The following is a 25532-nucleotide window of genomic DNA, read 5'->3' as shown; positions in this document are numbered from 1 at the left end:
GCCGGTTTCCCGCTGCAGAATGCCTTCACACGCCCGAGTAGGCCATAAACCCGCCGTCTACGGGAATGGTTACCCCGGTTACGAACCCGGACATGCGCTCATCGGCCAGCCAGAGCAAGGTGCCGAGCAGATCCTCCGGTGTGCCGAAGCGGCGCATCGGGGTCTGGGAGATGATTTTGAGCGAACGTTCGGTCAGTTCACCGTTCGGGTTCTTTAGCAGCTGTTCATTCTGTGCAGTGACGAAGAAGCCGGGGGCGATGGCATTCACCCGTATGCCGGACTCTGCCAGATGCACCGCAAGCCACTGTGTGAAGTTGTTGATGCCTGCCTTGGCCGCACTGTAAGCCGGAACCTTGGTGAGTGGCGATGCGGCGCTCATGGAGGAGATGTTGATCACCGCTGCTCCGGGGCGTCCGAGCATCTGCTTGGCGAAGATTTGGGTTGGAATTAATGTTCCGGTCAGATTGAGGTCAAGGACCGTTCGGAACCCGCTCACGGACAGATCGAAGAAGGAGATGACATCGGGATTCTCCAGGTCTCCCGGTTCTAAGGTCTCCTTGGTGGTAATCGCCGAAGGCTGATTGCCCCCGGCTCCATTGATCAACAAGTCGCAGGGACCCCACAGCTTGTGGATCTCTTCCGCAGCCTGCCGGACACTCCCGGCATCCATAACATCGCAGGCCAAGGCCAGGGACTGGCCGCCGCCGGAAGTGATCTGTGCAGCCAGAGCTGCCCCTTTGGCCTCCGTACGGTTCAGGATGGCGACCTTCATGCCTTGACGGGCCAATTCCAGCGCCATAGCGCTGCAGAGGGCTCCGGCTCCTCCGGTAATTACAGCGGTCTTGCCTGCCAATGCAGGCTGTAATGCCAACTCGGACATAGTGATCCAACCCTTCTTGGTGAAAGTATGATCGTACGTCAGGTTATATCAGTCTGCGGATCTTTGCTTATAATATTGCGGATATTTCTCCATCAGCATCTCCTGATCGGCGATCGTCAGGGCCATATGCTCCTGCATAAGCTGATCCCCTTGCTGAATATTATGCTGCTCAATGGCTTCATATAGACCATAATGCTGCCGGTACAGATGCTCCCAGTTGTGATCTGCCGTGAGCTTGAGCATCCGGCTGCGGTTCAGATGAACCTTGATCTGCTGGATGACCTCCCAGGTATTCTTTTTATTGCAGCCCATGAAAATCACATGATGGAACTCTTCGTCCAGCATGAACATTTCCTTATAGTCCTGATCCTCGATGCAGAGCTTCTGCTTGTCCAGATTAGCCTTCAGATCGATAAGATTCCTGGCCTGGAAGGCGCTGCACGATTCCCGGATGACTGCCCGCTCCAGATGCTCGCGCATGAAGCGGGCTTCTTCCACGAGCTCGGAATCAATCAGGGAGACCACCGTTCCCCGCTGGGGGTATACAGCAAGCAGGCCCTCCTGGGCCAGACGGACAAAGGCCTCACGGACCGGAGTGCGGCTGACACTGAACTTCAGCGAAATCTCCTTCTCCGAAATCCCGGTTCCGGGCGGCAGCTCCAGCAGCAGAATCTGATTCTTCAGTGAACGATACACGATGTCCCTTGTGGAGAGTGCTTGTGTACCGATAGTATATTCCATCGTGTAACCCTCCTGTTATTGATTGTGTAAGCACTACCATACTACCATACTTGTATGGTAGTATGGTAGTGCGAATGGGCAGAAGCGCCTGCTGTCCGCTTAAGGACGGTATCCGTGGCCCGTCAATATCATACACGAGAGGCTGGATAACAATATGAGTACCTCATCTTTTATTCATGACGACTGGCTGCTGTTAAGTCCAAGTGCACAGAGACTGTATCACGATTATGCCGCTGCAATGCCGATTTATGATTTCCACAGTCATCTGAATCCGCAGGAGATCAGCAGTAACCGCAGGTTCCGCAATATCGCTGATCTCGCCTTATCTGGGGACCATTACAAGTGGCGGGCGCTCCGCTGGCTGGGCGTTGACGAACAGCTCATTACCGGGAATGCGCCGGACAAGGACAAGTTCATGGTCTGGGCGCGTTCCCTGCCTGAGATGGTGGGCAATCCGCTCTACCACTGGACTCATCTGGAGTTGAAGCGCTACTTCGGGATCGACGAGCTGCTCTCCGGGGAGACTGCGGACAGTGTGTGGGAACGCTGCAATGAGCAGCTCCAGGGAGATGAACTGACTACGCAGGGGATTCTCAAAAAACTCAATGTCGATGTGGTCTGCACAACGGATGATCCCATTGATTCACTGGAGCATCACATTAAGATTAAGAAGGACAAAGTGCTTCAGACGGTGGTTGCCCCGACCTTCAGACCGGACCGGGTGCTGAATATCCGTGATGAAGGATTCACCGGATACGTGGGCCTGCTTGGTGAGGCGAGCGGTATTGAGATCCACGATTACTCCGGATTCCTCCAGGCTGTGACCGCGCGGATCGATTATTTCCATCAGCATGGCTGCCGGCTGTCGGATCAGGCCTTCGGTGAGCTGCCGCATGCTCAGTCTACAGAGCATGAAGCGGCCTACATATTCGCCCGGGCCTTCAAAGGGGAAGAGATCAGCCCGCAGGAGGAACAGAAGTTCCAGAGCCATACGCTGATCAAATTAGGCCGGCTCTATCATGAGCGGGGCATGAGCATGCAGCTGCATATCGGAGCGCTGCGCAACAACAACGCACGGATGTTCAGTGCCATCGGCAAGGACAGCGGCTTCGATTCGATTCTGGATTTCAATATGGCCCGCAGTCTCAACGCGCTGTTGAATGAGCTGGATGCCAGTGGACAGCTGCCGAAGACCATCGTCTATACGCTGAACCCTTCGCAGTATGAGATGATCGCCACCGCAATCGGTAACTTCCAGGGCGATGGCATCAAGGGCAAGGTGCAGATGGGTTCCGGCTGGTGGTTCCATGATCAGAAGGAGGGTATGCTGCAGCAATTGAAGGCGCTCTCCAGCATCGGCCTGATCAGCCCTTTTGTCGGCATGCTGACTGACTCCAGAAGCTTCCTCTCCTTCACGCGTCATGAATACTTCCGGCGCATTCTCTGCAACCTGTTCGGCACGTGGATGGAAGAGGGAGACCTGCCGCGAGACTATGCCTTAATCGGCCGGACCATTGAGAATATTTGCTACAACAATGCGGATGCGTATTTCGGGATCAAGTAGAGAGCAGGAGCGCAGCATACCATTCATGGGTTGGAAAAGCACAAGTGGAAACGGCTTTGCCGTCCTTTTAAAGGACGGTACCGTTTCGGCAAGAAATAGAAGGATCATTCATAGCGTGAAACCTATAAATTCTTATATTTTCAAAAAATCAGCAGGCTTCTTAAAGAGGCATGCTGATTTTTTGTTTCTTGAGGAAACTATGATTTTCCTCTGTTGTGGATAAGTGGTACGCAGGCGCGTGGCCCGAATGTATGCGGAAAACAGCATACATTTGGTGCTGGTGCGTATTTGTTCTGGTACCTTCCGGTGCATTCTACCGCGTACTGCTCCGGTAAGCAGACGGGGATACGCCGGTTGACTTCTTGAACACCTTCGAGAAGTGGGCCAGCTCCATGCCGACCTGCTCGGCGATACTGGAGATGCTGAAATCGGTGTAGGAGAGCTGCCTCTTCGCGAGCTCCATCCGTTTCAGCTGGACGTACTGCATCGGCGGAACGCCGATGAACTTCTTGAAGTAGGGAATGAAATAGTTCGGGTGCAGATGGACCCGCTCTGCCAACTCCTCGACCGTCAGCGGCCGCATTAACCGTTGATCGATGTAGCCCAGCACATTCGCCAGCTTGCCCTGGTCGCTCGTATGTGTCAGATCGTCAAGGAAATTGCTATAGCCCCCCGATTCCAGACAGAGGGACAGTAGTGTAAGCAGCGCGGCCTGCGTCCGCAGGGTAGCGAGGAAGCCGGTATCCTGGAACCATTCAATCATCTCCGTGAACATCGTCCGGGTGGCCTCCGGATCAGGCACATCACAGATGTAGAGCTTATTCGCCGAATGAAACAGCGGCCATTCCCCAATCTGCGCATCGAAGTGGCAATAGTAGCGTGTATAAGGATCATCACGTGAAGTATCCGTGGTCTGGGTAGAGCCTGCGGGCATAATCATCAGCTGTCCGGGTCTCGGATAGTACGCCACTCCGTTGATAATCACCTTGCCTTCGCCGGAATCAATATAATACAGCCGGTTGAAGGCAGGGGTCTCATTCGTCCGGTTCCATCCCGGATATCTGCTGGTTAACTGGGCATGGGTAACGGTAACCGTCAGGTTGTGCAGCAGGCGTCCAGTCAAATTGCCGTTCGCAATCATATTCATGTCTGGGCTCCTCCATTAAGGATATAAATCTATTATAACGCTTCCATTTATCTAATACATCTTATTATTATACAAATATACCTTAATTACAGTCATGTTCACCACCGGCAAATAGGGTTATCCTCATAACATAAACTGTTTCAGGAAGGGAATGGGAGATGGATAAGGTACGTTATGGAATTATTGGCGTTGGGGGTATGGGGCGGACCCATGCACAGAGTCTGCTGAGTGATATTAAAGGGGCCGAGCTAACGGCCGTCTGCGACACCAGCCCTGAGCGGCTGGAATGGGCAGAGGAGCATTTGCCGGATCATGTGCAGCGCTTTCTGTCGCCGGAGGAGCTGTTCAAGTCCGGGATCATTGATGCGGTGATGATTGCCACCCCGCATTATGACCATCCGCCACTGGCGATTGAAGCGTTGGGCTACGGGCTGCATGTTCTGATTGAGAAGCCTGCCGGTGTCTATACGAAGGCAGTACAGGAGATGAATGACGCCGCAGCGAAGTCTGACCGCAAATTCGGCATTATGTATAACCAGCGGACGAATCCGCTCTATCAGAAGCTGAGAGAATTGATTCAGTCCGGGGAGCTGGGAGAGATCCGGCGCACGAATTGGATTATCACCAATTGGTACCGCTCTCAGAGCTACTATGATTCCGGCGGCTGGCGGGCGACCTGGGGCGGGGAAGGCGGCGGAGTGCTGCTGAACCAGGACCCGCACCAGCTTGATCTCTGGCAGTGGACTACGGGAATGATGCCTAAGCGGGTACGCGCTTTTTGCCAGTTCGGGAAGTACCGGAATATTGAGGTTGAGGATGATGTGACCGCCTACGTGGAGTATGAGAATGGCGCAACCGGGCTGTTTATCACGACTACAGGGGAAGCGCCGGGGACGAACCGGTTCGAGATTACAGGCGACAACGGTAAAATCGTCATCGAAGACGGCACGCTGACCTTCTTCCGCCTTCGCACCCCTGAGCCGAAGTTCAATGCGGAATATACCGGGGGCTTCGGAGCGCCGGAATGCTGGAAATGCGAGATTCCCGTGGAAGCCGGGAATGGAGAGCAGCATAAGGGGATTCTGCGCAACTTCACCAATGCGATTCTGCATGATGAGCCGCTATTGGCTCCGGGGGAAGAGGGCATTCACGGGCTGACCCTGTCCAATGCCATGTATCTGTCTGCGTGGATCGACAACTGGGTGGACCTGCCGATCGACAGCGAGCTGTTCTATGAGAAGCTGATGGAGCAGGTGGAGAATTCGACTTTTCAGAAAGCTCCGGTCAGCCAGAAAGCCCTTGATGTATCGGGTACCCACTAGATTAACTTTACTCTCTTACGCCAATTAAACTTATCTAGGAGTGGATGAATACAATGAACCGTTCAACGATTGCCGCCCAAATGTATACCCTGCGTGAATATACCCAGACGCCGGAAGCCTTACGGGAGAGCCTGCGGAAGGTGAGCAGCATCGGGTACCAGGCTGTGCAGATCTCCGGGATCGGTCCTATGGACCCTAGGCTGGTGAAGGAATATGCCGATGAATTTAATCTGAAAATATGTGCGACACACGTTCCCTGGGACCGGCTGGTGAATGATCTGGATGCGCTCGCCGCCGAACATAAGCTGTGGGACTGCAAATACATCGGTCTTGGCTCGCTGCCTGCGGAATATCAGACCAGCCAGGAGGGCTACCGCACCTTTGCCAAGCTGGCTTCCGGCATTGCACGTACACTTAAGGAAGAGTATGGTCTGCAATTCGTTTATCATAATCATGATTTTGAATTTGAACGTTTTGACGGTCTGACCGGTATGGATGTGCTGCTGCAGGACAGTGATCCGGAGGTCTTCGGGTTCGAGCTGGATCTGTACTGGGTTCAGGCGGGGGGCGGAGATCCTGTAGAGTGGATTCACAAGGTGGAAGGCAGAATGCAGGCCGTGCATTTCAAGGATATGACTATTCTGAACCGTAAGGCAGTGTTTGCCGAGATCGGCGAAGGCAATATGAACTATGGAGCGATTATTGATGCCTGCCGCAAGACGGGGGTGGAATGGCATATCGTGGAGCAGGATGTGTGCCAGCGTGATCCGTTCGAGAGCCTGGAGATCAGCCTCCGGCATCTGCATTCCAGATTGGAGGTGCAAGCATGAGCCGCAAGGATGGAATGATGTATGCTCCGGTACATGAGGCGAAGCCTGTGGTGGGACCGGGTGAATTCGTAATTGCTGCGCTGGCACTGGATCATGGGCATATCTACGGGATGTGCAACGGGCTGGTGGAGGCGGGAGCCGAGCTGAAGTGGGTATACGATCCTGACCCCGAGAAGGTAAAAGCATTCCTGAACAAGTATCCCGGCGTCAAAGCCGCACGCTCTGCTGAAGAGATTCTTGAAGATCCTGAGGTCCGGCTCGTAGCAGCAGCGGCCGTTCCTTCGGAGCGCGGTCCGCTCGGTCTGCGGGTGATGGCACACGGGAAGGATTATTTCACGGACAAATCTCCGTTTACTTCTCTGGACCAGCTCGCGGCAGCACGCCTTCAAGTGGAACAGACGGGGCGGAAATACATGACATACTACAGTGAAAGACTGCATGTAGAGAGCGCTGTCTATGCCGGTCAGCTGGTGCAGCAGGGGGCGATTGGCCGTGTGCTTCAGGTGATGGGACTGGGGCCGCACCGGTTAAATGCACCCAGCCGGCCGGAATGGTTCTTCCAGCGTGACAAATACGGCGGCATTCTCTGTGACATCGGCAGCCATCAGATTGAACAGTTCCTCTTCTACGCGGGCTGCCGTGATGCCAAGGTACTGCACAGTAAGGTCGCCAACTACAACAATCCGGCTTACCCGGAGCTGGAGGATTACGGGGATGCTACGCTGGTTGGGGATAACGGGGCTACGCAGTATTTTCGCGTGGACTGGTTCACTCCGTCAGGACTCGGAACCTGGGGCGATGGCCGGACGATCATTCTCGGCACGGAAGGCTATATTGAACTGCGCAAATACAGCGATATCGGCCGCTCCAGCACACCGGACCATGTCTACTGGGTAGACGGCGAGGGAGAGCATTATGAGCATGTGGCCGGGAAGATCGGTTTCCCGTTCTTCGGTGAGCTGATTCTGGACTGCCTGGAACGGACGGAGAAGGCGATGACGCAGGAGCATGCGTTCAAGGCTGCTGAGCTGTGTCTGGAGGCGCAGCGTCAAGCGGTGAATCTGACCCCGGATACGCTCAAATAGTTGCATTACAGCTATCAGAAGATCGGAAGGTGGTTAAGATGAATACCAATGGAGCAGCGATTATCGGCTGCGGGGCGATTGCCCCGCTGCATGCCAGAGCCATTGCTTCCATCCAGAATGCGCGGCTGGTAGCCGTGGTGGACAGTGATCCTGTTCAGGCAGCACAGTCTGCTCAGGATTACGAATGTGAAGGCCTGACGGATTACAGGGAGCTGCTGGAGCGTGCAGATATCGGCATTGTCCATCTCTGCACGCCGCATCATCTGCATGCCGGAATGGCGGTAGAGCTGCTGAAGGCCGGCAAGCATGTGTTAACCGAGAAGCCCATGGCGCTGGATGTACCTTCGGCCCTCTTGATGCAGGAGGCGGCGGAGCATGCAGCGGGTCAGCTGGGTGTAGTGTTCCAGAACCGTTATAATGAACCTTCAGTGCGGATCAGACAAGTAATCGATTCCGGCAGCCTGGGCAATCTCCTCTGTATGAAGGGTCTGGTAACCTGGACCCGGACTGAGGAGTACTACACGAACAGTCCCTGGAGAGGCCGCTGGGCTACGGAAGGTGGAGGGGTATTGATCAATCAGGCTATCCATACCCTGGATCTGCTGCAATGGTTCGGCGGTGACATCGCTGCCGTGAAAGGCAGTGTCAGCACCGATGTGTTGAACGATGTCATTGAGGTCGAGGACAGCGCACATGCGTGTATCGACTTCAAAAACAAGGCGCGCGGGCTCTTCTATGGAACCAATGCGTATCAGGCCAATTCGCCGGTGGAGCTGGAGCTGGTCTTCGAGCAAGGGACCCTGCAGCAGCGCCGGGACAGCCTGTATCTGTGGAAGGATGGTCAGGAGACGATGCTCTGCGAGCCGCAGAGCATCAGCAGCGGCGGAAAATCGTACTGGGGCACCGGGCACTCACGGTTAATTCATGATTTCTATGCCCACATCCGTGAAGGCCGCAGGTTCTGGATTGACGGTGCAGAGGGCATCAAAGCGCTCACGCTGATTGCAGAGATCTACAAGTCCTCGGGCAGCCGGAATCTGGTCCCTCAGGTCTAGCATTCATCAACCGGCTGATGCCGGAATAGGCTGTCTCTTAGGCAGAGTTCTGCTTAAGGGACGGCCTTATTTATGCTGCCGGAAGAGACCGTAAGCTGCTACAGCTTAATCGCAAGCCAGCAGGCTTCAATGGTCTGCGTAATCTGCTGCTCGTTAAGCGGATATTTTCCGTCCAGGTATCCTTTAATGACAGCAATTAATATCCCGTAGATCAGCTGATAGCACAGACAGACATTCATTTCCCGGATGATTCCCTGCCGCTGGCCTTCTTCAATGATGGAGAATATCTCTAAGGTTGAGGGGGCCAGTGTGTTCCGCAAGTCCTCGGAAATATAGGGCGAGGAGCAATAGTTCTCTGTGAAATCAACCTCTTTGGGGTATTGAAGCGAATAGTTGGCCGTATTCTTCAGAAGGCTCTTCACACGCTCATAGATGGTTAAGCCGGGATCATAGCCGTTCATGACGAACTCATTTTTATGTATGCGGACTTTATGGTACAACTCATTGACCAGCTGCTCCTTGTTCTCGAAATAATGGTAGAATGTGCTGGAGCCTACATTGGCCCTCTTGAATATTTTGGCAAAAGTAACAGATTGTAAGCCTTCTTCAGTAATTAAATCAAGGGTTGCCTGAAGAATATCATCGCGTTTACCCATCATTACACCTCACTAGCGGAAAAATCATTCTATAAAATAGTACAGCTTCTGCAAGGAAATGTCAATTAACAGAATTTGTATTCCACTTCCAAGTATCAAAAAGATAGATTTTGTGGTGAAATAGACAATAGAAAAACTATATTTTAGTCATTATTCTGCAAAAAGGAATTTCCATTCCGAACATACTTGAAGTTTAATTATTCTCTTTCTGAACTATCAATAGAATAAATATTCTATTTCTTAAGTTTATCTAAGGGCAATCAGTCCTAGCGATCAAATTGACTTTCAGATCGTTAGGCATTATCTTCAAGTACAGGGTTTAGCAAGAGTCATTAGATGAGAGACAGGGAGTGGAAGTATGGCTATGGAACAGGCAATGTTTGCCGGAGGCTGCTTCTGGTGCATGGTTACGCCGTTCGAAGAGCTTCCCGGAATTCACGGGATTGTATCGGGATACGCCGGAGGAACGGTAGATAACCCTACTTATGAGCAGGTGAAGAGCGGTACAACCGGTCACTACGAGGTGGTTCAAATCACTTTTGACCCGGAATTGTTCCCATATGAGCGGCTGCTTGCGTTATTCTGGCCGCAGATTGACCCGACGGATGACGGTGGACAGTTTCAGGACCGGGGAACGCAGTACCGCACGGCGGTATTCTATTATACGGAAGAGCAGCGGCTGGCTGCACTTGCTTCCCGGGAGCAGGTGGCAGTCAGCGGCAGATTCGAGCTTCCGGTGGTGACGGAGATTCTGCCTGCGCCGGTATTTTATCCGGCAGAAGACTATCATCAGGACTATCATAAGAAGAATCCGAAGCATTATAAAGAGGACCGTGAGCAATCCGGACGGGATACCTTTATTTCGCAGCACTGGCACAAGTGATTCGTGAATATCCGTTAGACAAAGCCTGTGATTACCCGGCATCTGGGAATTGCGGGCTTTTTACTATTTTTGCAGCATCCTGTGGGTTAAGCTATAGATCATTATGCCAAAAACCAAAATATGGGAACCTAAATCCGAAATTCCGTGCCTACTCAATTGCCGATTGTGCAACTATAATCATATTTGTAAACGGATACAAGCATTGGTAATTCTGGTTTTGATGCAGCGGGAAGAGAGAGGAGGAAACAGGGGATAGAATAAGCAGCTCAGCGAAATACAGAATGCTCTATAGCTCCTGTAGTTGAAGGGAAGTGCTGCAATGCCAATATTATTCAGGAGGAATCTAAGAATGTCCAAAAAATGGCTAATGACGATGCTTGCGTTCGTGCTTTTGCTCTCTTGCCTGCCTTTGTTCAATTCCAAAGCAGCCGCAGCTGATTATACCCAAGGGGTAGATCTGTCGGGAACCTCAGCTACCATCTGGTTCAAATCTACGGTCAGTACCAGCTGGACCGATGTGCATTACAAGGTGAACTCGGGAACCCAGCTAAACTACCGAATGACTTATAACAACAGTAAATCGCGTTATGAGCAGGTGGTTACAGGCGTCGCCAGCGGCACAGCACTCTCGTACTTCTTCACCTACAACAATGGGACTCCGGCTTATGATACCGGCTGGTTCAACTACACTGCGGGAACCGCGCCCACTGCAGCGCCGACTACTCCGCCTTCCGGGTCTTCCGGTTCGATCTATTCTATCGCTGCCTCTTCTATTCCGACACCGCCGGGAGGCTCCGTGTCTGTCAAAGTCATGAATGGAACGGGAGGCGCTTACCCCGATAACCAGGTCTATTGGGGCGTCATCGGCATCAATCCGGCCAACGGTAAATGGAGTTATCTGGATCTTAGCGGCAATCTCATTCCGATCTCGAATGCGCTGAATAATGCTTCCGGCCATCTGACCAAGAACGGGGTCAACTATGCCAATATTTATCATACGGTTAGCCAGACCAATTGGGTAACGCTGCCCAAAATCACCTCCGGCCGCATGTTCCTCAGTGTAGGCACACCACTGTACATCAAGACCTATGACGACGGTTTTGCCGGACCGGATATCGATAATCCAACCGATCCTAACCGTAATCTCTATTTCGACTTCGTTGAATTCACGGTGGATGCTACAGGCTATCATGGTAATACCACCCGTGTAGATGCCTTCGGCTTCCCGATCCAGCACCGGCTGGTAGGCTTGTCCGGCGGTTATGACAAGACGGTTGGTGAGCTGGAATCGGAGACACGGGCCGGCATTTTCACCAAATACCAGAATGAAGTTCCGTCCGCCTTCAAATCGCTGGCAACCGATCAGGCGCCTTACCGGATTATTGCTCCAGTCCATGGATCGTTCAAGGCCGGTGGAGCCAATGCGAATTACTTCGCAGGGTATTCCAGCTATAGCACCCAGGATATTCTGCGCAATGACGGTTCGTTAATCGATGCCGCCACTTCCGCTGCGATCAACCGCCATGTGTACACCACTAGTAACTGGAACAACGTAGCGAACTATTACAATGCGGCTCCAGCGAACTTTTATGCAAAATTCTGGCATGACCATAGCATCAGCGGACTGGCTTACGGCTTCCCGTATGATGATGTCAACGGCCAGGCAGCTTATCTTGAAGTCGGCGACCCTAAAGGCCTGATTATCCGCGTGGCCTGGTAAGCATAGAGCCGATGGCTTCCAGCAGCTCAGCTTCCTCAATCATCAGCAAATGAGAGCTATCGCATATAGAGCCGGTCCTGAATATAAGCAGGCAACCGGCTCTTTCACATGTCTATTCAATCCAAAGAGACTAAAAAGGCTAATCTATAGAAAATAAACAGGAAGAAAGGTATGATAGATAGCAATTGCACACGAAGGGAGCATCCGGGAGAGATGAAGGACAGCTTGAAGCACATCTTATTTGATCTGGACGGCACATTGACTGACCCCAAGGAAGGCATTACCAAAAGCGTGGAGTATGCGCTTAACCAATTCAGCATCGAGGTGGAGCATCCTGACCTGCTGATTCCTTACATAGGTCCGCCGCTATATGATTCTTTTATTGAAATTCAGGGCTTTACGGCGGAGGCAGCGGCACAGGCTGTGGAGTTCTACCGGGAGCGTTACCGGACGTTGGGGATGTTCGAGAACCATGTGATTCCAGGCATTCCGGAGCTGCTGGAGAGCTTGAGAGCCAAGGGGTTCGAGCTGTATGTGGCGACCTCCAAGCCTATTGTATTCGCTGAGCAGATCCTGCGCCATTATGAGCTGGACGGGTTCTTCAAGTATGCGGCAGGCAGCAATCTGGACGGGACACGCTCGAAGAAGCGCGAGGTGATTCAGCATGTACTGGACGAGAATGATCTTGTTGCTTCGCAGTCGCTGATGATCGGGGACCGGGAGCATGACATTATTGGGGCAAAAGCCTGTGGCGTAACCTCCATAGGGGTCCTGTTCGGCTATGGATCGGAGGAGGAGCTATCGGCTGCCGGAGCAGACTCTATTGCGCATACGGTGGAAGAAGTGGGGGATATCATCCTGCGATTGCAGCGGAGTGAGCTTAACGGATAAGGCCCGCGGGCTGAGGGATTAAGGGAGTTAAAGTTAAAAGGATTAAGCGGTCGAGCGGGAAGCGGATTTTAAGTTTTTTTCTGCGCGGTATTGACTTCTGACGAAGACCGTGCGTATTATGTAACCAGCAACACCATAACCAAGGCAATGACCAGAGACAGGATATCCCGTGAGGACTGACCAGAGAGAGAAGTGCAAGGTGAGAGCTTCTTACAGAGACCAGCCGGATGTTACCCCTCTATAGCCGTGACACTGAACCCTCCTGCTGTTAGCGAGGCTGTAAATGCCACCGACCCATCCCCGTTAACGGATGCCATGAGGATTGTACTGATCACGTTTCCGCCGAACAGCCGGGGGTGAAGTGACGTATAGTCGAATTAGGGTGGAACCACGAGCTTAAGACGCACTCGTCCCTTTCCGGGATGAGATGCGTTTTTTTGTGTTCACATATACGAATATACACTGAAGAAATGGAGGCCATAATCATGGAGATTCAAGTGCAGCTGCCGGATGGAGCAAATAGGAGGTATTCGCGTAACACCACAATTGCGCAGATTGCGGAGTCGATTAGCGTAAGTCTAAGGAAGAATGCAGTAGCCGGCAAAATCGATGGCAGACTCGTTGACCTTGATTGTCCGGTTGAAGGGGACAGCCTCGTGGAGATTGTGTTAGCAGACAGCAGCGACGGGCTGATGATTCACAGACACAGCACAGCCCATGTGTTGGCCCAGGCAATCAAACGGATCTATGGAGAACGGAACGTGAAGCTGGGCATTGGTCCGGTGATCGAGGACGGCTTCTATTACGATATAGATATTGAACAGCCCCTGTCCAGCGAGGATCTTGCTGCGATTGAGCGGGAGATGGGGAAGATCATCAAGGAGAACCTGCCGATCCGGCGCCGGGTGGTCAGCCGGGCGGAAGCGGTGCAGTTCTTTGAACAGCTGGAAGAGCCGCTGAAGCTGGAGCTGCTCCGGGATCTGCCGGAGGACGCGGTCATCAGCCTGTATGAGCAAGGCGAATTCACGGACCTGTGCCGGGGGCCGCATCTGCCCTCCACTGGACGGATTAAGGCGTTCAAGCTGCTAAGTGTAGCTGGTGCCTACTGGCGCGGGGATGCTGACAATCAGGTGCTTCAGCGGATATACGGCACGGCTTTCCTGAGCACAGCCCTACTTGAGGAGCATCTGCATCTGCTGGAGGAAGCGAAGAAACGGGATCACCGCAAGCTGGGCAAGGAGCTGGAATTGTTCATGTTCTCCGAGGAAGCGCCGGGCATGCCGTTCTACCTGGCCAAAGGGATGCTGATCCGCACAGCGCTGGAGGATTTCTCCCGCAAGCTGCAGCGTGCCGACGGGTACGAAGAGGTGCGCTCACCGCTGATGATGAACCGTCGTCTGTGGGAGCAATCCGGACATTGGGATCATTACAAGGATGAGATGTATTTCACGAAGGTGGATGAGACAGACTTTGCGCTGAAGCCGATGAACTGTCCAGGACACATGCTGATCTACAAGAACAGCCTCCGTTCCTATCGGGATCTGCCGATCCGCATTGCGGAATATGGCCAGGTTCACCGCCATGAATCCTCCGGTGCGCTGAACGGAATGATGCGGGTCCGTACCTTTTGCCAGGATGATGCTCATTTGTTCGTGCTGCCGGAGCAGATTGAATCTGAGATTACTCGGGTGCTGGAGCTGATCGATCAGTTCTATTCGATCTTTGGATTTGAGTACAAGGTCGAGCTGTCTACACGCCCGGAGGACTATATGGGTTCCGAAGAGCTCTGGGATCAGGCGGAGGAGTCGCTGGAGCGTGTACTGAAGAAGAATGGAATAGAGTACCGCGTGAATGCGGGGGATGGCGCTTTTTACGGACCGAAGATTGATTTCCATGTCCTCGATGCCCTGAAGCGGAGCTGGCAATGCGGTACGATTCAACTGGATTTCCAGATGCCTGAGAAGTTCGACCTGACTTACATTGGCGAAGATAACAACAAGCATCGTCCGGTTGTCATCCATCGTGCGGTGTTCGGCTCTATTGACCGGTTCATGGGTATTCTTACAGAGCACTATAGCGGAGCGTTCCCGCTGTGGTTGTCTCCGGTGCAGGTCAAGCTGCTGCCAGTCTCTGTGGTTCATGACGAGTATGCTGAGCAGGTCAGAAGACAGCTGGCTACTGCCGGACTGCGGGTGGAGGTAGATTCCCGGAATGAGAAGCTGGGCTACAGAATCCGTGAAGCTCAGCTGGAGAAAATCCCTTATATGCTGGTGCTGGGAGATCAGGAGCAGAATGACGGAACAATCTCGGTACGAAGCCGTGCGGAGAACACATTATTCACACTGAGCGCCCAGGAGTTCATTCAGCAATTGACAGCTAAGATTGACGGTTGGGAATAAATCGCTTCATATATAATAGGTGAAAAGTATAACAGGTAAAAAGATATAGGGGGAAGTCAGTTGACAGTAATAGAAGCAGGCCAGCTTGCAGGTGGCGTAATCCGGCTTGTGCCTTTGGCAGAGGAGCATAAGCTTGAGCTTAAGAAGCTGCTGCACAATCCGCAGATCTGGGAGTACACCTGGAGGCAGATCAGCTCAGAGGAAGGGGCAGGACAACTGGTGGATACGGCTCTGGAGAATCAGGCGGCAGGCAAGGAAATCCCTTATGTGATGGTGGAGCAGCCATCCGGCCGGATCGTAGGGACCACGCGGTTGATGCATCTGGACCGTACGCATCGCAATGCAGAGATCGGCTGCACCTGGATTTCACCGGAATACTGGAGAACTGCGGTGAATACAGAGTCGAAGCTGCTTTTACTGCAATATGCCTTCGAAGTGCTGGGCCTGATCCGCGTGGACTTCTCCATTGTCAGTCACAATTTGCGCTCCCGGCGGGCCATTGAGCGAATTGGAGCGGTCCGGGAGGGTATTCTGCGCAAGCATAGGATCACCGCTCAAGGCGCTGTTATGGACAATGTGCTGTACAGCATTATCGATGAAGAATGGCCTGCGGTGAAGAAGAATCTGCAATATCTGGTGAATGAGAAATACAAATAGCGGTGTGCTATGGTGTGGTATGAAGTAGCTTTAAAAAATAGAGGGGTCCCTGCGCGGGCGCCTCTATTTTTTTTGCAAATAGCCATATCTATGAAACATTGATATAATAGAATGACATGAGAATAGAAACATACATTCCCATTATCTCGGGGTTCTGAGCATGAACAAACCGTCTATAACTGTGTATGTTCCGGCCCAACCTTCACCCTTCGGTGCGGATTTGGGTTTATGTTATGTTGTAGGGAAATTATGAAGTGATGGCGAGGTTGGCAAGAGCATGAACTGGAATGATTTCGGAGAACGGAACAAGCGGCTTAACCCCTTGTGGAGTCTCGGTGCAGGCATGAATCTGGGTGAGCTGCAGCCGTATAAGGAAATGATTGCGCTTAGTGTGCTGCTGCAGGTCTATTATCTGGAGCTGGAATCGAATGAACAGCGGGCCAGGGAGGACCTGGTGGATCTGGCCTGGAGCTCGTTGGAGCGCTTCGGCATAGAGAAGCTCGGCAGCCCGGAATCGGTTGAACGGCTGGTAGACGGACTGCTGTGGAGCGGCAGCGGCGGGGATTTCGAGTCCCATTATTACGATGATCACACCCGGCAGATCGGGGTCCAGAAATACAAGTATTTCACTGTGGACGAGGATGCTACGCGTATCAGCTGGGAGGAGAACGGGACTACCATTTACCGGCTCTCCGAGTATGCGATGGAGCTGATCTTCATGAGCCACGAGATTATCGACGAGTTCCAGGTCAGCATCAAGCTGCTGGAGATTCAGATGCATATCAAGCATGGACGGGTTACCCAGGCGATGCAGGATGTGAATGAGCTGATCTCCCGCGTACGCAAAATGACACAGCAGCAGCAGGAATATCGTAATGCCCTGCGCCGTAATCCGAAGCATATCTTCAGCGAATACGGCACTCAGCGGCACGAGCGGCTGGAGGAGATCCACCAGCAGTTTGACGAGGAACGCAAGCATTTCGATAATATCCACCGCTCGCTGGCCCGGCTGGCCAATGATGAGAAGGATGTCATTGATTTCAATGAGCTGCGTCAGCTCTCCGAGCGGGTGGAGCTGTCCCGGCGGGTGCATGACGAGCTGGCCGAGGTCGTGCTGAGCATCTTCGAAGCGGAGACGAATCTGCGGCTGAACTTCCCGGAATTATTCTGGGGAGCAGCGGGCTTTAACTTCCGCACCCATGTGTGGGAGGAATGGGTGAAGCCCGAAGGGCTGAGGGATGGGGATAGCCTGGAGACGCTGATCAGCGGGCTGTTCTCGCCCAGCCAGGATTTCATCTATCCGCTGGCCTGGGCCTGGGAAGAGCAGGAGGTTGGCTTCCTGCCGGAGGATACGCCGGATGTGACGGAGGAAGCTGGGGAAGACGAGGACATCCATTATGTGCCCAGAGGTATTCCCTGGACCGAGGTATGCGAGCTGTGGCTGCCGGTTATAGCCGGAGTGGCTGCGTACGGCAGCTTCACCTTCACTGCCGAGGCGTTCACGGAACAGGAGCAACGGCGCTGGGCGGATTGCCCGGATGCCGTGGATTTGTGGGTGCAATTTTTCCATACCGCAATTACTGTCGAGGAGCAGGAAGCGGAAGGCCATGGCGTGGCGGACGAGTGCCAGAAGCTGCTACAGCGGCTGATGCTGGACCACCCGGAGCTGGAAGTGCTTCGCGGCGCAAGGCTGCGGACCACCATCTCTTCACAGCAGCAGGACCGCATCTGTATCCCTGGTCTTGAGATCAGCCCTTATACCATTACTATAGTAGAGAGAAGTGAGATGATTCGGATATGAGTTATTCCCTAGAGCAAGTTCAGCAGGCTTCCCGGCTGTTCTTCGACCTGCTTAAGCGCAAGGTGATTCCGCTGGATGATCCCGCTGCCGCCGAATGTCTGCAGGATACCGCCGCTTATGATGCCTTGCAATACGTAGCCAAAGAAGCCGGCTGCCGGATTATGAATTCCGGTCACCGCCTGCACCTGCTCGTGAGTCCGATCGGCTCCGGATTCGCCAGCAACTTCACTCAGCTGCGCAATAAGTATTCACGGATTGAGCGCAAGACGCATCTACATATCATTAACGTTATTATCCTCGTTTTTCTGGCGGAGATGGACCAGGATGAGCAGCACTTCAAGCCGGGACAGGACAGCATGTCTTACATACAACTGTCTGATCAGGTATCCGAGCTGTTCCAAGGCTGGATCGGTATGGATGAAGACGGCAGCTTCAGCAAGCAGTGGCGGCTGGATATCCAGGCCATGCACAGAGTATGGACCAGCCTCTATATGCAGACCCGCAGCCAGGAGGAGGGCGATTCGCTGACCCGCGGTGCAGGCTCCCGGATTGGCCTCATCCACGAAGGCATGAAGCTGCTGGAGGAAGAGCATCTGGTGTTCATTTCCGAGCATGAGAAGCGGATTTTCCCAAGAGAAGAGCTGTACGAGCGGATGCGTTATCTCTACCACGATGTGGACCGGTACAAAGAGCTGAAGGCTCTGGTTGGCCGGACACTCAGCGAACAGGAGGGTGAAGCCCATGCCGCGCATTGAGCGAATCCGCATCGCCGGACTGAAATATGAGAAGATGCTGAAGAAATATGAGGATATGATCCTCGATCTGTGTAATGAAGAAGGCCCGGCCAATACCCTGATTACGCTGATGAACGGCGGGGGGAAGGGCGTATTGTTGCAGTCGATTTTCCAGTTGCTGATGCCTAGAGCCGCCTGGGGTAAGGATAATGAGAACCAGGTCGAGGCCTTCTTCCATAATCACAAAAAACAGCTGAAGCCCTACACCTTCCACGTGGCGATCGAATGGCGGCTCGACGATAAGGAGCGGACGGAGTATGTCACCACCGGGATCGCGATGACTGCTCAACATTCCATGGACCAGCTTGAGATCAAAGTGGATTATCTGCTATACGCGCTGCTGAAATATGAGGAGACGGCTGAGCTTACACTATCCACCCTGCCCTTATATGATCATGAGCTGAATACGCCAGCGAGCTTCGAAGCGATTCAGCAGTTTGTGCGGGAACGGCGGGGTGAGATTAATGTTTACGGCAGCAGCAGCTCCGATCTGAAGAAATACTATGCCTACCTGGCTGACCATGATATCCATATTGATGAATGGCGCAATATGCGCAGAATCAACGGGGAAGAGGGCGGCATCAAGGGCTATTTTCAGAAAAATGACGCATTCACCAATCATAATCTTTTTGAGCGGCTGATTATTCCAGAGATTGGTTCCAGTCTTGGGGGAAGTATGCGCGAGGATGAAGGCTCGCTTCAGCGGATGTTCGTGGATACCGCTACGGTTGCACAGCGGCTGCCGATGCTGGAGCAGCGGGAGCGGGCTTTTGCCGAGTTCACCTCTCTTGCGGCTCCTCTGTATGAAGCGGTGAAACTCGGAACGGAGGCGGACCTCAGCTTCCGGGAGACCGAGAGGCTAGGAGCGCAGCTCTATACCGTTATTCATGATGAACTGAAGCAGGCGGAAGACAAGCGCCGCAGAACGGCGGATGAGCTGGCCGGACATTATCTGGAAGCGAAGACGCTCAGATTCGAGAGCGATAATCTGAAGTACCTGCGGCTGAAGGAAGAGCATGACGGCAAGCAGGAGCACTTCAGAGCGGTCTCGGACAATCAGACACGGGCCAAGCAGCGTCTGGAAGAATCCAAGCAGCGGGAGAAGTCGCTGGAGGTTGCCCATTATCTGGCCCGGCGCAAGCTGCAGCTCCGCCAGATGGAGCAGTGGCAGAAGGAGATTGAAGCCATCGAAGGGTCGCTTGCGATGAAGGAGCGCCAAGAGGTGATTCAAGGGGCCAAGCAGGAGCTGCGGGTACAGTGGGAGGAGGTCTACCGGCTATGGCAGGCGAAGATCCTGTTCTACAGCGGACAGCAGTATTCCCATGCAGCGGAAGAACAGATTCTGCGCAAGGGCAGGGAGGAATTGCTGCTGGAGCTTGGCAGGCTGGATGGGAAGCTCCAGGAATTAACAGCCATGATCCGTCAGTATACAGAGGAGCTGGGTGTGTTCGCTTCCCGCCACGGACAGGAAGCCGCCCACTCACCGGCAGCCGCCCTACAGCGGACGCTGATTGCGGCCAGAGGGCTGACTGAGCAGATTGAGGCCTTGAACGAACAGCGCAAGACCGCTGAAGACCAGAAGCTGCTCCTGCATACGCAGCATACCCGGCTGGCTGAGAAGCTGCTGGGGGCCGAGGCCCAGGCAGAGGAGCTTACCGGACGCATCGAAGCCCAGATGAACAAGGAATCACAGCTCTGGTCACAGCTCGTAGTGCTGCTGGAGATGTATGAGGAGCATCAGCTGCTTGGCGCGACAGCTCTATTTGAAGCGAAGCCTCTAATCCAGGAGCGGTTCATTCGCAGGCTGGAGGATACCGAGCAGCAGACGAAGCGGCTGCGGCGGGATTATTATCAGCAGCTATTGGATGTCGAGCTGCAGCAGGAAACCTACTGGCTGCCTAACCATGATATCGTAACGGTGAAGGATACGCTGGATGCCCTCAAGATTAGCTCCATGACCGGCACCATGTATCTGAACGATCAGCCTTACCTGGTCCGCGAGGAGGAGCTGGAACGCCATCCGCTGCTTCCTTACGGTCTGATTGTTACGAAGCGTGAGGCGGCTAAGCTCCAGCCGGAGCTACTTAAGGAGCTTCTGCTTAAGGCTCCGGTCCCGATTTTCGTGCGCGAGGAGATGGCGGAGGGCGGTAGAGACGCCTTCCTGCTGCTGGCGCATCAAGGGCCGCAGATGGTCTTGCAGCCGGATCATTTCCAGGAGTGGAAGCGGGGGATGGCCTCCAGACTCCGTGAGCAGGAGGAGGAGCTTCAGGCGGAGGAAACATATCTTGCCAAGCTGAGATCCGCCCGGCAGGAATATGAACGCCTGCATCAGGGCGAGCATACCGCAAGTCTGCGGATTAGACAGAAGAGTGCAGAGACCCTGCTGCAGGAGCTTCGGAGCCAGCTGAATGAAATGAATGCAGAACAGGCACGCTATGAGGAGGTTCTGGCTGGAATTTCCAGAGACCTGTCAGCCTGTGAAGCGGAGAAGTCCGAGCAGGAGACCCGGGCGGCGGCGCTGCGGGAGTGGAGTGAGCGGAGCCGGAAGCACGAGCAGAACTATACAGACAAGCACAAGTCTGTGGAACAGAAGAATAATCTCAGCAAAGAGATTGCGGTTAAGGACCAGCAGCTCGCCCGGCTGAAGGCGGAGATGGACAGTCTCGCCTTGCAGCGCGAGAAATGGATCGGGGATGCCCGCTATTCTGTATTCCCGCGGCTGCAGAACTGGTTCCCAGACATAGAGTTCCCCGGTGAATTTGGGGGTGCAAAGGTTCAGGGTGCTGATGCTGAGGCGGATGTTAAGGCAGATGAAGCTGCTGCCGATGAACTGCTGAATGAGGCGGTACAGGACAAGCTGCTGCAGCTGCTCAGTACGGTTGAGAGTCTTCAGCAGTCGCTAAGCCAGAATGAGCTGGAGATCCGCACAAGAACAGCTCAGATCAAGGCGGCAAAAGAACAGCTGGCTGAGCTGGAAGCTGCTGTGCAGCAGGTAGATGCCGGATGGCCGTCTGCCCCTGAGCCGCAGGAGTCACCGGATATGATTCAGTCCGCCAGAGTCCGACAGAAGAGCGACACGATGATTCTGGACGAGGACTATCAACAGCTCCGTGATTCCTTCATCCGCTGCCAGACCGAGCTTGACAGCCTGCGCAAAGAGCTGGGCAAGTCCGAGAAGGCGATCAAGGAGAAGCATGAGCGGACGGTAGAGCTGTGGCATGAGCCGCTGGAACAGAAGGAAGAAGAGATCAGTCTGCGGGTCCGGGAGAATGAGCATCTGCTGAATACCAGTAAGCAGGCGCTGGCTTCTATGGATCAATGGCTGCTCGTTCTCGGCAATCAGAGCCGGATCATGGATACCCATGTCGAGCACCGTGTGCCGCTCCGGGATGTGCCTGAAGAATTGCAGCTGAAGGTGCGGGAGAGCTGCGAGACGCTGGTGGAGGATTGGCTGCAGCGCAGCAAGGAGAGCCGCAGCCAGCGGGCAGAGATCTCCCGCAAGGTGAAGGAAGAGAAGACGGAGCTAAGCGGCAAGGTGGCCAAGTCTGGCTGGAATGCAGAGCTTGAGACCAAGATTCAGGAACGCCTGAACAATGTTCACTGGGATGATTTCGCTATCGCCTTACAGGTGCTGGATTCGATGCTTCAGAGCTCACGTGATCAGATGGAGAGCATCCGCAGCGATAAAGAGGATATGGAGCTATCCCGCAAGCTGTGGGTAGGCCGGGCAACCAAGCGTGTGGTGCAGATCGTTGATATTCTGAAGCGGATGGAACGCCGGATGATCATTCACAATGAGAACGGCCATGCCTTCCCGCTGGTTAAGCTGAATTACAGGAATATTAACGTTCCACGGACGACCGATGACATCGAACCGCTGGTCAGCGAGTACTTCAACCGCTGCATCAGCAGCCTGCTGGAGCGGTTCCCGAAGATGGAGCAGGTTCCGGCTTCAGCTGTCAGAGAGCTGATTAACGATGGACGCATGGTGTACGCCGCACTGCAGAACCGCTTCCCGGTGTTGCAGGTGTATAAGCCGGTGACGGAGAATTACTTCCTGTATGCCGCTCCCGAGGACTATCATTATTCCGATTGGGAGGTTATCAACCGCGGCGCACTGGATGAGGCGGTGGGCAGCGGCGGACAGCGTCAGTCTGTTCAATTGCTGGTGGCGATGATGATTATGACTCACAAGCGCGTTAACCGGGAAAACAAAGGCTGGACGGTCTTCCTGTACGATAACCCGTTCGGTGAGATGGTCTCGAATAACGTGCTCGATCCGGTCTTCGAGATCTCGAAGGCGCTGAAGTTCCAGTGGCTGATCGTCACGCCGCCGGAGCTGGTCAAGAATGATGTCAGCATCCGCTTCGGCGTGTACTGGCAGCTGTATTTTGGCGGAGATAAAGGGGATGCCCTGGATTCGACCCTGATCAAAGGCGGGCGCAAGCTGATCCCTGCTTCATTATTCTAGTTAATCTAACCAATCCAATAGACAGGTGGTAGTGTGATTATGATGAACTTAAAATCGGCAACGAAATTAGCTAACGGTGTAGAAATGCCATGGTTCGGGCTGGGTGTCTTCAAGGTACAAGAGGGCCAGGAGGTTATGGATTCGGTCAAAGCAGCCATCAAGGCCGGTTATAGAAGTATTGATACCGCATCCGTATATGGAAATGAAGAAGGGGTCGGACAGGCTATCCGTGAATCAGGAGTTGCGCGTGAGGAACTGTTCATCACCACCAAGGTATGGAATACAGAGCAGGGCTATGATTCTACGCTGGCTGCATTTGACCAGAGCTTAAGCAAGCTGGGGCTGGATTATGCCGATCTGTATCTGGTACACTGGCCGATCCGGGCCAAATACAAAGACACCTGGCGCGCACTTGAGAAGCTGTATGCGGACGGTAAAGTCCGTGCCATCGGAGTATCCAACTTCCAGATCGATCATCTGGAGGATCTGCTGGCTGACGCCACCGTGAAGCCGATGGTCAACCAGGTGGAGCTGCATCCGCTGCTTAACCAGCAGGAGCTCCGCGAATATTGCAAGGCACAGGGCATTCAGATTGAAGCCTGGGCCCCGCTGGCCCAAGGGCATCTGCTGGATAATGAGGTACTGGCTGATATTGCAGCCCGACACAACAAAACACTGCCGCAGATCATCCTGCGCTGGGATCTGCAGAACGGAATCGTGACGATTCCGAAGTCGGTCAAGGAGGAACGGATTATTGCGAATGCCGATATTTTTGACTTCGAGCTGTCTGAAGAGGAGATCAGCCGGATCAACGGCCTGAACCGCGATCAGCGCTTCGGCTCTCACCCGGACCGGTTCAACAACGAGTAAAGGGCCCGGCGGTCTCTTTCGAATATTTGCTAGATTCGGACATACACATAAGAGAGAGGGAACTATAAGTCCATCCTGTGCGTAACCGATATAGTAATAGAAGAGATTTGAGAAGCCGGAGGGGTAACTATGAATCGTAAAAGTATGCAAGCAGCACTTACCGCCATCCTGATGATTGTGCTTCTGCTGCCGCTGGCACCCGGGCGGGCGGAGGCTGCTGTTCCGAAACATTCAGAATCATTCTATGTGAATGACTTTGCAGGCGTAATTGATGAGAAGACAGAGAATTACATGGTCAACTATGGGGTGAAGCTCTATCAGGAGACCGGGGCGCAGGTAGTGCTGGTCACCGTGGATTCGACGAACGGCGTCTCTATGGAGAAATATGCGACCTCGCTGTTCAATTCATGGGGAGTCGGCTCAGCGGACAAGAATAATGGACTGCTGCTGCTGCTCTCCATTAAGGACGATGATTACTGGGCGGTTCCCGGCAAGGGACTGGAGAATGAACTGAACAGTGGTGTAATCTCGAAGATTCTCTCGGCATCGCTGGAGCCGGACTTCGCAGCCAAGAAGTATAGCGCCGGTGCGAATAAAACCTATGGCGCCTTCATTCAGAAACTCGGCGGAAGCTACTCGGAAACACTAGGCACCCGAAGCTATGTCTCGGACAATGCCGGAATCCTCCCGCAAGTCACCAAGGATTATCTGAACCAGTCCAGCAACCGTTACGCGGCTACCACCGGGAGCGGAATCTATGTGGTAACTGTTAAGAATACTGGCGGCAAGAGCCTGCAGGATTACACCTATGCGAAGTTCGCCGGGGTTGCTGCCGGTCCCAGAGATGTGATGCTGGTGCTGGATATCGGCGGGGATAACTATCATGTGCTACAGGGCAAGTCGATCGACAGAGTGCTGACGAATGAGCGGATCAGCGGGATTCTGAATACGGTGCTGGAGCCTAAATTCGCGGCAAAAGATTACGCTGGCGGTGCAACGGGGACGGCGAATGCCTTCTACAGCTTCTTCCTGGCCCGGGCAGATGTTGCTTCGGGACAAGCCGCAGGCAACTCCACATCTACAGCAGCCTCCACCGTCAGCAAAGCACCTGTGAAGGCGAAAGAACCTGTGGAGCTTGTGCCTGTCTCCAGATCGAAGGGGATGATGATTCTAGGGATTTTCCTGGTTCTTGTCGCGCTAATCAGTCTCGCGGCTGCCGCGCGCAACCGTTATGTTGCCCGTTACGGGATACGGCTGAATCCGCATAACCCTCGCAATATCCGGCGATATGGCGTCTGGACCGGCCAGCCCGGCTATGGCTACAGCCAGAGAAGAAGATACCGGCGGCCGCACCATCACTCCTCCTCGGGGAGCGGATCATCCAGCTCCAGCAGCTTCTGGGGCAGTAACTCCGGGGGCGGCGGTTCTTCGAGCGGAGGGGGAGCGGGGCGGTATTCCTCGCGTGACGATGATGATGATGATGACCGGAATCGTGGCGGTGGCGGATACTCGGGCGGCGGCGGAGCCGGCCGGTATTCCTCCAACGATGACGACGATGATAGCAATTCCGGCGGTGGCGGCAGCGCAAGCAGCGGCGGCGGTGTCGGGAGACATGGGTGAGCCTGGTACTCTGACCCGTTAAGGGTTAGGCATTGTTCGTCCACATTCTGAAGTGTAACACGCATAGAATGGACAAGAAGGGGAAGCCGTGCAGGAATGCGCGGCTTCTTTTCACAGCTATTATGTGGTTAAGTAAGCAGTGTAAC

The 25532-nt window shown here is 53.7% G+C and carries 19 protein-coding genes; 15 read left to right on the top strand and 4 right to left on the bottom strand.

What is annotated here, in order from left to right; genetic code table 11:
• Positions 1-25: 25 nt before the first annotated feature.
• Together MKY64_RS11810 and MKY64_RS11805 are read right to left on the bottom strand one after the other, a co-directional pair.
• Positions 26-880, bottom strand: a complete 855-nt coding sequence (locus tag MKY64_RS11810; RefSeq protein WP_340953188.1) for an SDR family oxidoreductase — start codon at positions 878-880, stop codon at positions 26-28.
• 48 nt (positions 881-928) lie between these two features.
• Positions 929-1621, bottom strand: a complete 693-nt coding sequence (locus MKY64_RS11805) for a GntR family transcriptional regulator (protein WP_339256501.1) — start codon at positions 1619-1621, stop codon at positions 929-931.
• A 154-nt stretch (positions 1622-1775) separates the two neighbouring features.
• Between MKY64_RS11805 and uxaC the strand changes: the two genes are divergently transcribed.
• Positions 1776-3185 carry a glucuronate isomerase gene (uxaC, locus tag MKY64_RS11800; protein WP_340953186.1) on the top strand — a complete coding sequence of 470 codons (1410 nt, stop codon included), beginning with the start codon at positions 1776-1778 and terminating at the stop codon, positions 3183-3185.
• 313 nt (positions 3186-3498) lie between these two features.
• Here uxaC and MKY64_RS11795 read toward each other — a convergent pair whose 3' ends face one another.
• The gene (locus MKY64_RS11795; protein ID WP_340953185.1) at positions 3499-4332 is read right to left on the bottom strand and encodes a helix-turn-helix domain-containing protein; all 834 of its coding nucleotides are present in this window, start codon (positions 4330-4332) and stop codon (positions 3499-3501) included.
• Between the two features lie 158 nt (positions 4333-4490).
• Between MKY64_RS11795 and MKY64_RS11790 the strand changes: the two genes are divergently transcribed.
• The 4 genes from MKY64_RS11790 to MKY64_RS11775 are packed head-to-tail and all read left to right on the top strand — an operon-like array spanning position 4491 to position 8624.
• Positions 4491-5654 (top strand): Gfo/Idh/MocA family protein, encoded by a 1164-nt coding sequence (locus MKY64_RS11790; RefSeq protein ID WP_340953184.1) that lies wholly within the window; start codon positions 4491-4493, stop codon positions 5652-5654.
• Between the two features lie 53 nt (positions 5655-5707).
• Positions 5708-6484 carry a sugar phosphate isomerase/epimerase family protein gene (locus MKY64_RS11785; RefSeq protein ID WP_209870392.1) on the top strand — a complete coding sequence of 259 codons (777 nt, stop codon included), beginning with the start codon at positions 5708-5710 and terminating at the stop codon, positions 6482-6484.
• Positions 6481-7569 carry a Gfo/Idh/MocA family protein gene (locus MKY64_RS11780; protein WP_209870394.1) on the top strand — a complete coding sequence of 363 codons (1089 nt, stop codon included), beginning with the start codon at positions 6481-6483 and terminating at the stop codon, positions 7567-7569. The genes MKY64_RS11785 and MKY64_RS11780 overlap by 4 nt, the downstream gene beginning before the upstream one ends.
• 38 nt (positions 7570-7607) lie before the next feature.
• On the top strand, positions 7608-8624 hold the full coding sequence (locus MKY64_RS11775; RefSeq protein WP_340953182.1) for a Gfo/Idh/MocA family protein: 1017 nt from the start codon (positions 7608-7610) through the stop codon (positions 8622-8624).
• A gap of 98 nt (positions 8625-8722) precedes the next feature.
• Here the strand turns inward: MKY64_RS11775 and MKY64_RS11770 are convergent, their stop codons facing one another.
• Positions 8723-9283 carry a TetR/AcrR family transcriptional regulator gene (locus tag MKY64_RS11770; RefSeq protein ID WP_340953181.1) on the bottom strand — a complete coding sequence of 187 codons (561 nt, stop codon included), beginning with the start codon at positions 9281-9283 and terminating at the stop codon, positions 8723-8725.
• 361 nt (positions 9284-9644) lie between these two features.
• On the opposite strand from MKY64_RS11770, the gene msrA reads away from it, so the two are divergent.
• From msrA to MKY64_RS11720, 10 genes are all read left to right on the top strand, one after another.
• The gene (gene msrA / locus MKY64_RS11765; RefSeq protein ID WP_340958065.1) at positions 9645-10163 is read left to right on the top strand and encodes a peptide-methionine (S)-S-oxide reductase MsrA; all 519 of its coding nucleotides are present in this window, start codon (positions 9645-9647) and stop codon (positions 10161-10163) included.
• Positions 10164-10512: 349 nt separating this feature from the next.
• Positions 10513-11883, top strand: a complete 1371-nt coding sequence (locus MKY64_RS11760) for a glycoside hydrolase family 64 protein (protein WP_340953179.1) — start codon at positions 10513-10515, stop codon at positions 11881-11883.
• Between the two features lie 171 nt (positions 11884-12054).
• Positions 12055-12774, top strand: a complete 720-nt coding sequence (locus MKY64_RS11755; protein ID WP_340953177.1) for an HAD family hydrolase — start codon at positions 12055-12057, stop codon at positions 12772-12774.
• 485 nt (positions 12775-13259) lie between these two features.
• On the top strand, positions 13260-15173 hold the full coding sequence (gene thrS, locus MKY64_RS11750; RefSeq protein WP_340953175.1) for a threonine--tRNA ligase: 1914 nt from the start codon (positions 13260-13262) through the stop codon (positions 15171-15173).
• A 60-nt stretch (positions 15174-15233) separates the two neighbouring features.
• Positions 15234-15830, top strand: coding sequence for a GNAT family N-acetyltransferase (locus MKY64_RS11745; RefSeq protein WP_340953173.1), 597 nt, complete (start codon positions 15234-15236; stop codon positions 15828-15830).
• A gap of 277 nt (positions 15831-16107) precedes the next feature.
• On the top strand, positions 16108-17631 hold the full coding sequence (locus MKY64_RS11740) for a hypothetical protein (RefSeq protein WP_340953172.1): 1524 nt from the start codon (positions 16108-16110) through the stop codon (positions 17629-17631).
• Positions 17628-18386 carry a DUF6063 family protein gene (locus tag MKY64_RS11735; RefSeq protein WP_340953171.1) on the top strand — a complete coding sequence of 253 codons (759 nt, stop codon included), beginning with the start codon at positions 17628-17630 and terminating at the stop codon, positions 18384-18386. Before MKY64_RS11740 ends, MKY64_RS11735 begins: the two co-directional genes overlap by 4 nt.
• Positions 18373-22896, top strand: coding sequence for a hypothetical protein (locus MKY64_RS11730; protein ID WP_340953169.1), 4524 nt, complete (start codon positions 18373-18375; stop codon positions 22894-22896). Before MKY64_RS11735 ends, MKY64_RS11730 begins: the two co-directional genes overlap by 14 nt.
• Positions 22897-22935: 39 nt before the next feature.
• A complete protein-coding gene (locus MKY64_RS11725) occupies positions 22936-23766 on the top strand; it encodes an aldo/keto reductase (RefSeq protein ID WP_036728649.1) in 831 nt (276 codons plus the stop codon).
• Between the two features lie 129 nt (positions 23767-23895).
• Positions 23896-25386 (top strand): TPM domain-containing protein, encoded by a 1491-nt coding sequence (locus MKY64_RS11720; RefSeq protein WP_340953167.1) that lies wholly within the window; start codon positions 23896-23898, stop codon positions 25384-25386.
• Positions 25387-25532 lie beyond the last annotated feature (146 nt).

This window comes from Paenibacillus sp. FSL R7-0210, from assembly GCF_038009085.1.
Classification (GTDB): Bacteria; Bacillota; Bacilli; order Paenibacillales; family Paenibacillaceae; genus Paenibacillus_AQ; species Paenibacillus_AQ silagei.
Note: the sequence above shows the minus strand (reverse complement) of the source record. Positions and strands in the feature narration are given on the sequence as shown.